Source organism: Polyangiaceae bacterium, assembly GCA_020633235.1.
Classification (GTDB): domain Bacteria; phylum Myxococcota_A; class Polyangia; order Polyangiales; family Polyangiaceae; genus JACKEA01.
In genome coordinates, this window is record JACKEA010000004.1 from 978097 (window position 1) to 990605 (window position 12509).

The window sequence follows — 12509 nt, forward strand, 5'->3', positions numbered from 1 at the left end:
GCGCTCTCGAGGTTGTTGATCTCCTCGGGACCGTCGTAGCTCTGGACGACGTCGTCGATCGTCCGCTCGAGATCGTCGATGCGAATCAGGGGGCGCGCCATGTGAGGAAGCTCCGCCGAGAAGTTTGCCGGCGGCCGAGAGGGAGCGCGTCGCGCTGGCCGCGGCGGCTCCCACGCGGCGTTCGAATCGGAATCAGCCTCCAGCACTTTACCTGCCTTCTACTCGCGGCGGGGGCCGCAGGTTTGTCGTGTGCGCTGAATTGGGGCTCGCGCCGGGCGCCGTCAATGGCGGTGCCGGCGTTTAGTGAGGTTCCGCGGCGTAACGACAAGGAATGATTGAGGTATCCAAGGCGTGTGGAGTGGTTGCGGCGAGCAGGGGCCGTGACCATCATGGGGACCATGTCGAGCGACCCCGAGGACAAGCCGCAAGAACCCGTGTCCGAGCCCCCGCCGGACGACAGCGCCTCCAAGGACCTCGCGGATGGCCTCGAGCTCATGCTGCGGGCCGCGCGCAAGGCGGTGAAGCGGGTGGACCCCACGCGCATCGAGGCGGCGGGTCGGCGCGCGCTCAAGAGCTTGGAGACGCTGGACGCCAAGAAGGTGGGCGCCTTCGGTCGCAAGGCGGCGAAGAACCTCGACCCCCGCAAGATCGAAGAAGTGGCGGAGGAAGCCGGCAAGGAGCTCATCAACGTGGTGGAGCGCGTGGCGGAGCGCGTGGAGAACATCGTGAATGCTTCAACGCGGGACAGCCAACCCCCGCCCGCCAAGAGCGAAGAGCAGACGGAAGAAGAGCCGAAGCCCAAGGTGCGGGTGGAGGACGAGTAGCCGTCAGCCCGGTTTGGCCGCCGGCTTCTGTGCCGGCACCAGCGCCGCGAGGCCGGCCTTGATGTCCGGGTGGGTGAGGGGATCCGACGCGGCCCGCGCCACCATCGATTTGGCTTCTTCTCCGCCTACTCGCATCAGAGCGCGCGCGACGGACAACACCGCGCTGACCAGCTCCGGGCGATCCGCGGTGGCGCGGTACAGCGCGAAGAACGTCTTCAAGTCCTCCACCTGAGCCGGCGTGGCCAGCTTCTCCAGGGCGCGCGCGGCGCGCTGGATGTCGTCCGGAGTATTCGCGGGATCGTTCAGGTGGCGCGCCAAGAGCGGCGCCGCACGCTTGTCGTCCATGGCGGCGAGGGCGTCCGCCATGGGGCCCACCGGTGGAGGGCGCAGCACGTCCGACAAGAAATCGTAGTGCTTGGCCAGCGCTGCGATCATGTAGTCCGCGCCGTTGCGGCGGGACGCGAGGAGCTTGCGCGCGTCTTCCAAGAGCATGGGCGGAGTGCGTGCGTTCTCGGCCAGGTCGATGAGCACCTTGGTGACCTTGGGATCTTCCATGGCGCCGAGCTCGCGCAGCAAAAAGCGTTGGGCGACCACCATCTGCGCCTCCGGCAGCTCCACCGCCTGGGCGATCTGATCCGCCAGGGGCGGCGGATCCTTGGCACCGGACACGGCGAAGGCGCCGCCGCGGACGACGCAGCCCAAGAGCGGCCCGCCGAGATCCACGCTGCCCGCGTCTCCCCCGTTGTCGCCCACCAAGAGCACCTTGCCGCTCTCGGTGCACAGCGCGAAGCCACCGCGCATGGCGGCGCCTCCCACCACGTCCTTGCCGGTGGTCTTCACCCAGTGGAGCTTCGCGTCCTTGGCGCCGAGGCCCATCGCCACCTTGAAGTAGGTGGCCGCGAACACGTCTCCGGAGATGCCGCCCTCGCCGGGGGTGGCGTACAGGCGAATGCGCTCCCGCGCGGTGGCCGCCGCGGGCTCCACCGTGGCGCCGTCGTCGAACCACGCGGGCTTGCCCGGCAGCTCGCGCGCCGGCAGGGAGATGCTGGTGGCGCCGTTCTGGGCGGCGTTGCCGATCTTGTCGTCGAAGCGCACCAAGCTGAGCTCGCCGAAGTACAGCTGGCCGTCGATGTTGACCGCGTGGCTCACCTGCTCGCGCAAGAGCAGGCGGCCGATCTCTTTGCCGCTGTCCAGATCGATGGCGGACACGTACTGACTGCCCCAGGGAACGAAGGCGACGTTGCCTTCCACTGCGGGACTTCCGATCTCCGGCTCGGGAGCGAGCTTCTGCAGAACGGAGCCGCTGCGGGAGACCGCGAGCAGCAGGCTGCCGCCGCCACCGGGCTCCCCCAAGCTCACCACGGTGACCTTGCCGTCGTCTCCGGCGCCGCGCAGGCTCTTGCCTTCGCTCGACACGCGCCAGAGCTGTTTGCCGGTCTTGGCGCTGAGCGCGACCACGTTGCCCTTGGTGGTGGCCACGACGACGTCTCCGCTGAGGGCCGGGGCGGCGTCCACCTCGCCGGCGAAGGTCCACTTGCCGCTGCCGTCGAGGCCAATGCCCGAAAGACCTTGCTGCGTGACGCCCACGGCCACGCCAGGCCCGGCGGCGATGGGAGCCGTGTGCACGCGGGCGTAGACGGCTTGAATCGACTTGCCCGCGTCGTTCTGCCATTCCGGGGCGAACACGCGACCGCCGGCAGCGGCGCCGCCGGAGCAGCCCGCGGCCAAGAGCGCGAAAGCGAGAGCGCGGCGCATCACTCGTCGCCTCCCGCCTTGCCACCGAGCGCCTTCACGGCTCCGTCGATGGCTTGCTTCACGCGTTTGCTCCAGTCCGAGGGCCAACGGTCGGCGACGTCCGCCAAGTAGTTTCCGGCGTCCTTGGTTCCGAGCTCGCGCAGGCGGCCCACGATGCGGATCTTCTCGTCTTCCGTCATGTCCTTGGGCGAGCGAAACAGGATCTGATCGAAGCCGCTGGTCATGACGTCGAAGGGATGCTTGCCGAGCTGGTCGGCGAACTTCTCGCAGTCCTTCTTGGCGCATAGCTGGCCGATGGACCCCGCGGCCTCGCCCACGTTGTGATCGAGGGCGGCGAACAGATCCGGCAGCGCCTCTTTGGCGCCCAGGGCGCCGAGCCCACTCGCGGAGATGCCGCGCACCTGCGCGTCAGGGCTGCGCAGAGCGGAGCGCAGCGCCTTCACCGCGGCCGCGCCTTTGGTCTTGAGCAGCGCCTTCACCGCGGCGCGCCGCACGTCGGGCACTCGGTGGCGGTAGTAAGGGGCGAGCGCGGCGCTCGAGCTCTCTTGCTTCAGCGCGCCACACACGTCGATGGCGCGGACCAGCACCTTCACGCTCGCGCCCCGGCGGAGCAGCCCTTCGATGGGGGGAGCGGCGGCCTTGCCGGCGTCCCCGGCCGCGGCCACCGTCTCCAGCGCGTCGAGCATGCGCTGCTCGTCCCCACTCTCGAGGGCGGCCTTGATCTTGGCCACATCTACCGACTTTTGGCTGGTCTTGGGCTTGGCCTGGGCCGGCGCGGGCAGCGCCTGACCGAGCACGATGGCGCCCACCACCAAGAGACTCTGACCGAGTGTCGTCATCCGATTCTCCCCTGCAGCATCCGGCGAACAAATGCGCGGATGATGCCGAAAATTCGCGCCTGGTTTACCCTGCACCGCCTGTACCGGCAAGCTTGTCGAGCCATGGTCCTGCCCGCCCCGCCCATCATCCGCCTCGAGCTTCTGGAAGACCGATCACCCCCGGATCCCGGCGGTTTCTTGCGCCTGATCCGCCGGCGCTACCGCGCCCACTACCCGGACGGCAGCGTGAGCGCGCCTTTCGACTACGACGAGGTGGATCGACCGGCCATCGATGCCGTGGTGATCGCCGCACACTACTCCGAAGCCGGGGAGCCGCACGTGTACCTCCGCAGCGTGGTGCGGCCGCCGATCGTGATGCGGGACCGAGGGCGCTCGCCGCTCTTGGAGGCGGAGCACCTGGGCAACATGTGGGAGCTACCCGCGGGCCTCGTGGAGCTCTCGGAACAGACCCTGGACGGCGTGCGCCAATGTGCCGCTCGCGAGCTCGGGGAAGAGCTCGGCTTCGATCTCAGCGACGCGCTGCTGCGGCCCCTGGGGCCGAGCACCTTCCCGGCGCCGGGCGTGGTGGCCGAGCGGCACTTCTACTTCGAGGTGGAGGTGGATCCGAAGACGCGCCGCGAGCCGCACAACGACGGCTCCGCCCTCGAGCACTTCGGTGCCGTGACGGCCGTGAAGCTCGAGGACGCGCTGTCGTGGTGCGCGTCCGGACAGATCGAAGACGCCAAGACCGAGCTCGCCCTGCGCCGCTTGCGGGAGCTGCTCGCATGAAGCTGCCGCGCGTGATCGTCGTGGTGAAGCGATCGGCCTACAAACGCTTCGTGGAGGACGAGGGCGATCCGCGCGCCCGGCAGCTGCTCCGCCGCAAGGATCCGACGGTGGCGCACTGGGTGGAGGCGCATGAAGAGCACCTGCGCACCGCCGAGGCCGTGGAGCTCGCGCTCGAGAAGCTCGGCGTGCGCGCGTTGGTGCTGCGTGGATCTCACGCCGCCTTCGACACCAACGGCGCGGCGCTGGTGGTTGCAGTGGGTGGCGACGGAACCTTGCTCGCAGCGTCACACAATGTGGGTGCCACTCCCATCTTGGGCGTGAACAGCGCACCTCGCTTCAGCGTTGGCTTCTTCTGTGCTGCTCGTCGCAGCAACGCGCGCCGGATGCTCGCGGAAGCGCTCGACGGAACCGCTTCCAAGGTGAAGCTCGCGCGCATGGCGGTGAGCCTGAATGGACGTGTGCGATCACGCCGCGTGTTGAACGAGGCCCTCTATTGCCACGCCTCCCCGGCGGCCACCTCGCGCTACATCTTGAGCTACCGCCGATTGCGAGAAGAGCAGAAATCCAGCGGTTTTTGGGTCGGTCCCGCTGCCGGCTCCACGGGCGCCGTGCGCAGCGCGGGGGGTCGCGTGCTGGCTCTCGGCTCGCGCAAGCTGCAGCTCGCTGTGCGCGAGCCGTACACTTCTTTCGGTCGTCGCTACCGTTTGCTGCGCTTCACCATAGATCCTGGTGATCGCGTCGTGGCGCAGAGCATGATGACGGACGCGAGCATGTTCCTCGACGGCCCCTACCGACGCATCGCGTTGGGTTTGGGAGACGTCGCGAGCTTCACGCTGTCCGACGAACCGCTCACGGTGCTCGGTCTCAGCCAGCGACGAAACGACGGGTCCCGACGCGCTTGATGCGGTACAGTACCTCGGCCCTCGGACCGGGCTACTTTCGGGAGGAACTTCGCGACATGCGCCGTCTGCAGCTCTTCGCTGTACTTTGCGTCGTGGCCGGATGCGCCACTGGTGAGACTCTGGATGGAGTGGGCGGCGGCACGTCGTCATCGGGGGGTAGCAGCGGTGGCGGCGCCGCGGGCTCTGCCGGCAAGGTCGACAACCCCACCGGTGGCACGGCAGGGGATGGCGGCGCCGGCGGCAGCGGCAACGAAGGCAACACCGGCGGCCTGGCGGGCGGCGGTGGCGTGGGCAACACCGGTAACACCGGCGGCGTGGGCAACACCGGCGGCGTGGGCGCTAGCGGGGGAACCGGCGCCACGGGGGGCACCGGCGCAACGGGCGGCACCGGCGGCTGCGCGTCGGGCGAGAAGAGCTGCGGCGGCATCTGCATCAAGCCGAGCCCCGGTGTCGGCTGCGGTCCCACGGACTGCACTCCCTGCCCCGCCGTTCCCAACGCCACGTCCACGTGCGTCGGCTCGCTGTGTGACTTCGACTGCATCAGCGGCTACGTGAAGAGCGGTAACAGCTGTGTGCTGCAGGGCGGCGGCGGAACCGGTGGCGGCAGCGGCGGTGGCGGTGGGACCGGCGGCAGTACCGGCTGCGCGGCCCCTTGTGATCCGTCTCAGGGTGCGTCTCAGGCGGTGTGCATCTTCTATTGCACGCTGCAGACCGGCAGCCCCGGAATCTGCGCGCCGTTCTTCAACTGCTGCACCTGCTAGATCTCGAAGATCTTGAGACCGTTCTTGCGCAGCGGCGCCAGCACCGCCGTGTGATCCGAGGCGGGGGAGTCCTGCACGTAGAGGAACTTCAGGTTCTTCATGTCCTTGAGGGGCGAAAGATCGCTCACCCGGGTGCGCTGCAGGCTCAGCCGCTCGAGCTTCGTCATCTTGGAAAGCGGCGAAATGTCCGACACCGGCGTGTCGTCCAGCGCCAGCTCCGTGAGGTTCACCAGGTTCTCGAGTGGCTTCAGATCCCGCACCTGCGTGCGTCCCAAGTCCAGCCGGTCCAGCTTGACCAAGTTCTCGAGCGGCTTCAGGTCGCTGACCTTGCTGATGGACGCGCGCAACGTCTCCAGCTTGGTCAGCTCCGCGATGGGCGACAGGTCGTCGATGCCGCCGGGCCCGAGGAACAGCTCCTTCAGGTTCTTGGCGTAGGGCACCACACAGGGGTCGATCTGATCCGACTCCACCTGAGAGAGGTTCAAGCTGGTGAGCTTGCCGAGCTCCGCCCGCGTCACGTCGCCCTCGGGCTTTTGCAGCTTGAGCCGCACCGCGGCCTCCAGCTGTTCGTCATCGAACTTCACCACCGGGCCGTCGCCACAATCCGCCGCGGTCTTCTTTTTCTTTTTTTGTTTGGGCGGCGCGGCAGACGCCACGGGCGCCGCACTGGGCGTCACCGCGGCGGCGGTCGCCGTCGCGCTCGGGGCGGCCTTCTGCGCCGGGGGATCGTCACAGCCAGAAATAAGCGCCAGCACGGCGAGGGTCGCTATCGCTCTCTTCATCACCCTTCCCTTCCGTGGGCGATGATAGTGCATCTCGGTGGCCTCCCGCGTGGCCCGTCTCCGCGATTTGCGGCGCGGACCGCGAGCTTCCGCGGCGAACCGACACCCTCTCGGAAAGCGCATTCTCTGGAGATTCATCGGGGATCCGCAGTACATGAAGGTCGCGCTATCATGCTGCGCAGATCAAGGAGGAATGATGACCCTGACCCGCGCACTCGCTTTCGGCGCTCTCGGAGCTTCCTTGCTGTTTGCAAGCAACACGGCCGTGGCCAAGCCCGGCGAGCCCGAGACGGTGCTCGACAACACCAAGAAGAAGGAGCCGAAGAAGCTCGACAAGGTGTTCGGCACGGAAGAAGAGAGCGAAGAGCCGGCGAAGATCGAAGTCTCCGACAAGACCTACGCCACCACGGAGCCGGACGCGGTGAACGCGCGGCGGCGGCGCTTCGAGCCGGGCTTCGGACTCGGGTTCAAGGTGAGCTGGGCGTTTCCAATGGGCAAGACCGAGACGACCAGCATCCTCGGTGACATGTCTGAACGAGCAACCGGGCTCTTGGCGATCGGCGCTGACATTGGCTATCGGCTGAACCCCAGCATCTTCTTGGGTGTCTACCTCGGCGCTGGTTACGTCTTTCCCAAGAACTGCGGTGGTGGAGCGACATGTACTGGCTGGGACTTCCGGGGCGGTCCGGAGCTCATCTATCGTTTCCAGCCGTTCGAGGCCGTCGTGCCCTGGGCCGGACTGGGCGTGGGGTACGAGTACTTCGTACAGAAGTACAGCGGAGGCGAGAGCAGCGTGAGCTTCGCCTATCACGGATTCCAACTTGCTGACGTGCAGGCCGGTGTGGATTTCCTCACTTCCCGCAGCTACGCGGGGCCCTTCGTGAGCTTTTCGCTGGGACAGTTCGGCAGCAAGATTCGGACGAGGAAGGACCCGGCGGGAGACGAAACCGACTCCGGCTCGGTTGATGGCAAAGAGATGCACTACTGGCTGGCGTTCGGCCTGCACGGCTCCCTCGACTGAGGGAGCCGTGAGCAGGGGCCAGGCTACGCCTGGTTGAACGCGCCGCGGCCAGCGTAAATCTGCGTGTCGTCCAGCTCGTCCGCGATGCGGAGCAGCTGGTTGTACTTCGCAATGCGATCACTGCGCGACAAGCTGCCGGTCTTGATCTGTCCGGCGTTGGTGCCCACCGCCAGATCCGCGATGAACGCGTCTTCCGTCTCGCCGGAGCGGTGCGAGATCACCGACGTGTAGCCGGCGCGACCCGCCATGCGGATCGTTTCCAGGGTTTCCGTCAGGGTGCCGATCTGATTGAGCTTGATGAGGATCGAGTTGGCGATGCCCTTGTCGATGCCCATCTTCAGACGCTCCGGATTGGTGACGAACAGGTCGTCGCCCACGAGCTGGATCTTGTCGCCCAGCTTCTGGGTCATCAGCGCCCAGCCGTCCCAGTCGTCTTCTGCCAGGCCGTCCTCGATGCTGACGATCGGGTACTTGTCACACAGGGCTGCGTACACGTCGACCATCTCCGCTGGCGTGTGCGGCTTCTTGTCGAAGGTGTATTTGCCGTCGGCAAAGAACTCGCTGGCGGCGGGATCCATGGCCAGGCTCACGTCCTTGCCCGGCGCGTACCCTGCCGCTTCGATGGCCGTCATGATGCGCTGAATGGCTTCCTCGTTGGAGCCCAGGCGCGGCGCGAAGCCGCCCTCGTCGCCCACCGCCACGGTGAGGCCGTCTTTCTTCAAGTTGGCCTTGAGGGCGTGGAACACCTCGGCGCCGCAGCGCAGCGCTTCCGCGAAGGTCGGCAGTCCGAGCGGCACGATCATGAACTCCTGCGCCTCCAGGCCGTTGTCCGCGTGGGTGCCGCCGTTCAGGATGTTCATCATCGGCGTGGGCAGGACTCGCGCCTGAATGCCACCCAGATAGCGCCACAGGGGAACGCCCAGCGTGTCCGCACCGGCGCGGGCCACGGCCATGCTCACCGCGAGGATCGCGTTGGCGCCGAGCTTCTCCTTCTTCTTGGTGCCGTCCAAGGAGAGGAGCTGGCCGTCGACGCCCACCTGGTCGAGGGCGCTCATGCCCACGATGGCAGGGCCGAGCTTGTCGTTCACGTTGTCCACGGCGGTGCGCACGCCCTTGCCGAGGTAACGTTTCTTGTCTCCGTCGCGAAGCTCGAGGGCCTCGTGCTCTCCCGTGGACGCGCCACTGGGCACCGCGGCGCGACCGAAGCCGCTCTCGGTGTGGACTTCTGCTTCTACGGTGGGGTTGCCGCGAGAATCGAGGATCTCGCGAGCGCTGACGTGCAGGATCTCCGGCATGGGCCCGGGAGTACCACGGTTCTTCCGAGGTCGCGAGAGCCCCTCAGACGGCGATCATTTCACTCTTTTTGGCAGGTGGCGCTGCAGCCGTCGCCGCTTTGGTTGTTGCCGTCGTCGCACTGCTCGGTCTCCACCGGGTTACCGTTGCCGCACTTGTCCACCACCACGTTGAGCACGTACGGGAAGCTGGCGACCGGGGCGCCGGACGCAGCCTGAACGCGCACGTAGTAGGTGCCCGCCGAGAGGTTCGCCACGGCGGCGTGGGCGCACAGACCGGCGCCGGAATCGTCGTCGGAAGCGAGCACCGTGGAGCCGTTGCTCCCGATGATTTCCACGGTGCTGTCCAAGAGCTGCTGGAAGCAGGCGCCGTCGCCGTAGTCGAAGGTGTCCGCGATGATGGAGGTGCCGTTCGACGGAACCGTGACGGCGACCACGTCGATGTCACCAGCGGGGGAAATGGCGGCGTGGAACGGCTGGACCAGGGCGTCAGCGGTGGACGTCGTGCCGTTGGGCTCGGACTCGTCGGATTCGATGGTGCAAGTCGCGCTGCAGCCGTCGTTCGGCAGCTTGTTGCCGTCGTCGCATTCCTCGCCGGGATCCGTGTGGGCGTCGCCGCAGGTGATGGTGCGACTCTCCATGTTCAGGCTGAAGGCGCCGGTGTCCGTCGCATTCACGCCGTCTACGGCCACGTAGTACTTCTGACCAGCTGTGGAGCTGACCTTGACGGTACCCGCGCCGCGGCATGCGAGCTCCGTCCCGGCGCTGCCGCAGCCCGTGCGGACCGAAACCAAGAGCGGCGTGGTGGAGTCCAGCGTCACTTCCAACACGCCGGTGTTCGCGGCGGTGATCTCGTAGACGACCTCGGGGCCGGTGGACTGACCGGATTTGCCGCAGGAGGGATCGAGCTTGGCGGCGTGCCCGCCGTTGTTGCCGAACACCGTGGTGGGGTCGCCCACCGCCGTGGGGGCGGCGCAAGCGTCGGCGCAGGCGGCCGCGCAATCGCTGTCGTCGCAATCCACGTTCTGATCGCCGTCGTTGTCGATGCCGTCGCTGCAGATCTCGCCGGAGCTGGTGCAGCCGCTGGTGTCGAAGGTGCAGCCCGACGTGCAGCTCAGCGTGCCGCCGGAGAAGCCGAGCTTCTGGCAGGTGCGCCCCGCGAAGTCGCTGCCGTCGCAGGCTTCGCCGAGCTCCGCGACGTTGTTGCCGCACTGTCCCGGAGTGCCGCCCGTGCCGCCGGTGCCGCCACCGCCGGTGCCGCCACCGCCCGTGGCGCCGGTGCCGGCGGTGCCGCCGGTGGCTCCGGTGCCGCCCGCGGTTCCTCCGTCACCGCTCGCGCCACCCGTGCTTCCGCCGGTGCCGCCGTCCTTGCCGCCCGTGAGTCCCGAGCCGCCGCCGCTTGCAGGGCTCGCCTTGTTGTTGCCGCTGGAGCAGGCGCCCACCAGGGCGCCCGCTACCGCGAGCCCAAACAGCGTCGTCCTCATTCGCCGGGGGGACACGAGTAGGTGATGTTCCAGTCGTTCAGCGTCGGACTGTTCAGCTTGTTGCTGGTGGGATTGAGCGTGACCTCGAGCTCGAGCCATCGCCGCTTAGCATCCGGCGTTCCCATCTTGATGTACAGATCCACGGGACACGGTGAGGGGCCGGACATGGGACAGACCTGCGTGTCGGTGGGCGCGGACTGGGCGGTGACCAGGGGCACGAAGGTGGCAGAGGCGAGGCCCGTCTGCAGATCCGCCGTGCGAGCGCGGAACACGATGTTGGAGTCCCCGGGGTCCGTGCTGTCGTAGGCGAAGTAGCCCCACTGGGGCTTGGTACCAACAGGGCAGTTCGCTTCGTAGATCTGCGTGTACGCCGTGGTGTCGAGGGCCTTGGGGCAACCGATCTCGTAGTCGACCTTGGAGCCCGGATCGCCCTGAGCCGCCGCGCAGGTGGACGGGCACAGCGTGATGCCGGTCGGGTTCGCGTTGTTGTCGTAGTACCAGCCGGTGCCGCACTGGGACGAGTCCGTGCGCTGCGCCAACCCCGTTGCGGGCGGACCCGAGCTCGGGGTGAAGCTGACGGTGATGTCGTTGGGGTCGTAGCTTCCAGCGGGCGGCATGGAGAAGGAGCAGGAGACGTTCTGTCCGGCGATGGCCTGGAACGCCGCGATGAGCTGCGCTTCGACGTTGTTGCTGTTGGTGCCCTGAATCACGAAGGCCTGGCCGGTACCACCGGACTGGGCGATCTGATCCAACGCGGCGATGTTCGCGCCCTGCATGCCAATGGTGTAGGTGCGAATGCCGCTGTTGTTGAAGGCGTTGGCGGCCAGCGTTGCGATCGCCGAGTTGCTGGTGTTGCACTGAGTCGGGTCACCGTCCGTGACCAGCACCACCACGTACTGCTCGTTCGCGTTCGAGTTCTGGTTGTTGATGGCCCAGGTCAGCGCGCCATCGAGAGCAGGGTAGGTGGGCGTATTGCCGCCGGGAGCGACAGCGTTGACGCCGGTGACCAGCGCTGCCTCCTGAGTGTCCGTCGGGGCGCCTGCTGCGAGCAGCTTGTTCAGCGTGACCATCGGGTTGGAACACGGAGTCGCGGTGCAGCCGGTGCCATTCGAGCTGGGGCAACCGTCGCCGAAAGTTCCACCGCTCGCCAAGGGGAAGAACTCGAGAGCGGCGCCGATGCCCGCCGAGCCGGGATCCTGGAAGAAGCCCTTCAGGGCGTTGGTCGCGCCGGTCCACTTGTTGCCACCCATGGAGCCCGAGCGATCCACCATGAAGTAGAGGTTCACGGGCTTGAACGTCGCAGTCTGCACGTCGCCCGCGCAGGACGGCGGTCCGCAGCTGACGCCCTGCTTGTAGACGCTCCAGTTGTCCTCGCACTTGCACTCGGCCTTGTGGTTGCCGCCGGGCGGATTGACCATCAGCTCCGACAGATCCGTGATGGCGGGACACGACACGCTGATGCACTCGCCCGGTGGGACGGGCGCCGTCGTGGTGCAGGTCTTGGTGACCTGGGTCTGGTCCGGAGCGCACTTGGGGTACTGGCCGGAGTTACCGGGGAAGGCGATGATGTCGACGCCGGCGGGCGCCGCCGTTTGGCCGTGATTGCAGACCAAGATGGTGTCGTCGCAGGGCACGCCCAGGGAGAGATCCGCGCCGGTGCAGGCTGGGTCCGTCTGGCCCGGCAACCAGCCCTTGCACTGACCGGATTCCGGCGGGGCAGGTTGCGGCGGGACGTTGGCGATGGGGCAGCCCAGGCCGCAGACGCTGTTCACCTCGCTCACGCAGTTGGCGTCCCAGGTGTTGTTGCAGCAGTAGGAGTCGGCGGCGCACACGGAGGCCACGCAGCTGTTGCACGTTGGGTTGAGCGCGCCGCCCTGCGTACACGGGTTGTGCGAGCACGCCGCGGGCGCCACGGGCGCCGTGCCGCACTTGGCGCCGCACACGGACTGGACCGCGTACACGCAGGCTTGCGTCCAGGAATTGGCCGCGAGCGGACAGCTCAGCCCGCACACGCTGCTGATCTCGCCCACGCAGATGCTGTCCCAGGAGCCGGAAGAGCTGCAGCAGTACGAGTCGACGGC

At 67.6% G+C, this 12509-nt stretch carries 11 protein-coding genes; 5 read left to right on the forward strand and 6 right to left on the reverse strand.

Going from position 1 to position 12509, the window contains the following annotated elements:
* Positions 1-380: 380 nt before the first annotated feature.
* Positions 381-824, forward strand: a complete 444-nt coding sequence (locus H6717_25765) for a hypothetical protein (protein MCB9580463.1) — start codon at positions 381-383, stop codon at positions 822-824.
* 3 nt (positions 825-827) lie between these two features.
* Here the strand turns inward: H6717_25765 and H6717_25770 are convergent, their stop codons facing one another.
* Both H6717_25770 and H6717_25775 read right to left on the reverse strand, forming a co-directional pair.
* Positions 828-2579, reverse strand: a complete 1752-nt coding sequence (locus H6717_25770; GenBank protein ID MCB9580464.1) for a PQQ-binding-like beta-propeller repeat protein — start codon at positions 2577-2579, stop codon at positions 828-830.
* Positions 2579-3418: a HEAT repeat domain-containing protein gene (locus H6717_25775; protein ID MCB9580465.1), complete on the reverse strand. Its 840-nt coding sequence runs from the start codon at positions 3416-3418 to the stop codon at positions 2579-2581. Before H6717_25775 ends, H6717_25770 begins: the two co-directional genes overlap by 1 nt.
* Before the next feature lie 102 nt (positions 3419-3520).
* Between H6717_25775 and H6717_25780 the strand changes: the two genes are divergently transcribed.
* From H6717_25780 to H6717_25790, 3 genes are read left to right on the forward strand one after another with little or no spacing between them, the layout of a single operon-like run.
* Complete coding sequence (locus H6717_25780; GenBank protein MCB9580466.1) at positions 3521-4186, forward strand: NUDIX domain-containing protein; 666 nt, start codon at positions 3521-3523, stop codon at positions 4184-4186.
* Positions 4183-5088 (forward strand): NAD(+)/NADH kinase, encoded by a 906-nt coding sequence (locus tag H6717_25785; GenBank protein ID MCB9580467.1) that lies wholly within the window; start codon positions 4183-4185, stop codon positions 5086-5088. Before H6717_25780 ends, H6717_25785 begins: the two co-directional genes overlap by 4 nt.
* Before the next feature lie 56 nt (positions 5089-5144).
* Positions 5145-5849, forward strand: coding sequence for a hypothetical protein (locus tag H6717_25790; protein ID MCB9580468.1), 705 nt, complete (start codon positions 5145-5147; stop codon positions 5847-5849).
* Here the strand turns inward: H6717_25790 and H6717_25795 are convergent.
* A complete protein-coding gene (locus H6717_25795; GenBank protein ID MCB9580469.1) occupies positions 5846-6631 on the reverse strand; it encodes a leucine-rich repeat domain-containing protein in 786 nt (261 codons plus the stop codon). The genes H6717_25790 and H6717_25795 overlap by 4 nt on opposite strands.
* 196 nt (positions 6632-6827) lie before the next feature.
* Here H6717_25795 and H6717_25800 point away from each other — a divergent pair, with 196 nt between their 5' ends.
* Positions 6828-7652, forward strand: coding sequence for a hypothetical protein (locus tag H6717_25800; protein MCB9580470.1), 825 nt, complete (start codon positions 6828-6830; stop codon positions 7650-7652).
* A 23-nt stretch (positions 7653-7675) separates the two neighbouring features.
* On the opposite strand, the gene eno is transcribed toward H6717_25800, so the two are convergent.
* From eno to H6717_25815, 3 genes are all read right to left on the reverse strand, one after another.
* Positions 7676-8947, reverse strand: coding sequence for a phosphopyruvate hydratase (gene eno, locus H6717_25805; GenBank protein ID MCB9580471.1), 1272 nt, complete (start codon positions 8945-8947; stop codon positions 7676-7678).
* A 59-nt stretch (positions 8948-9006) separates the two neighbouring features.
* On the reverse strand, positions 9007-10428 hold the full coding sequence (locus tag H6717_25810; protein ID MCB9580472.1) for a DUF4215 domain-containing protein: 1422 nt from the start codon (positions 10426-10428) through the stop codon (positions 9007-9009).
* The coding region (locus tag H6717_25815; GenBank protein MCB9580473.1) for a VWA domain-containing protein at positions 10425-12509 on the reverse strand (2085 nt) is incomplete at its 5' end. The genes H6717_25810 and H6717_25815, both read right to left, overlap by 4 nt.

Bases quoted from the DNA above. Each gene is read 5' to 3' on its own strand.
- H6717_25810 (MCB9580472.1), bottom strand. From the start codon at position 10,428: ATGAGGACGACGCTGTTTGGGCTCGCGGTAGCGGGCGCCCTGGTGGGC.
- H6717_25775 (MCB9580465.1), bottom strand. From the start codon at position 3,418: ATGACGACACTCGGTCAGAGTCTCTTGGTGGTGGGCGCCATCGTGCTC.
- H6717_25780 (MCB9580466.1), top strand. From the start codon at position 3,521: ATGGTCCTGCCCGCCCCGCCCATCATCCGCCTCGAGCTTCTGGAAGAC.
- H6717_25785 (MCB9580467.1), top strand. From the start codon at position 4,183: ATGAAGCTGCCGCGCGTGATCGTCGTGGTGAAGCGATCGGCCTACAAA.
- eno (MCB9580471.1), bottom strand. From the start codon at position 8,947: ATGCCGGAGATCCTGCACGTCAGCGCTCGCGAGATCCTCGATTCTCGC.
- H6717_25790 (MCB9580468.1), top strand. From the start codon at position 5,145: ATGCGCCGTCTGCAGCTCTTCGCTGTACTTTGCGTCGTGGCCGGATGC.
- H6717_25800 (MCB9580470.1), top strand. From the start codon at position 6,828: ATGACCCTGACCCGCGCACTCGCTTTCGGCGCTCTCGGAGCTTCCTTG.
- H6717_25770 (MCB9580464.1), bottom strand. From the start codon at position 2,579: ATGCGCCGCGCTCTCGCTTTCGCGCTCTTGGCCGCGGGCTGCTCCGGC.
- H6717_25795 (MCB9580469.1), bottom strand. From the start codon at position 6,631: ATGAAGAGAGCGATAGCGACCCTCGCCGTGCTGGCGCTTATTTCTGGC.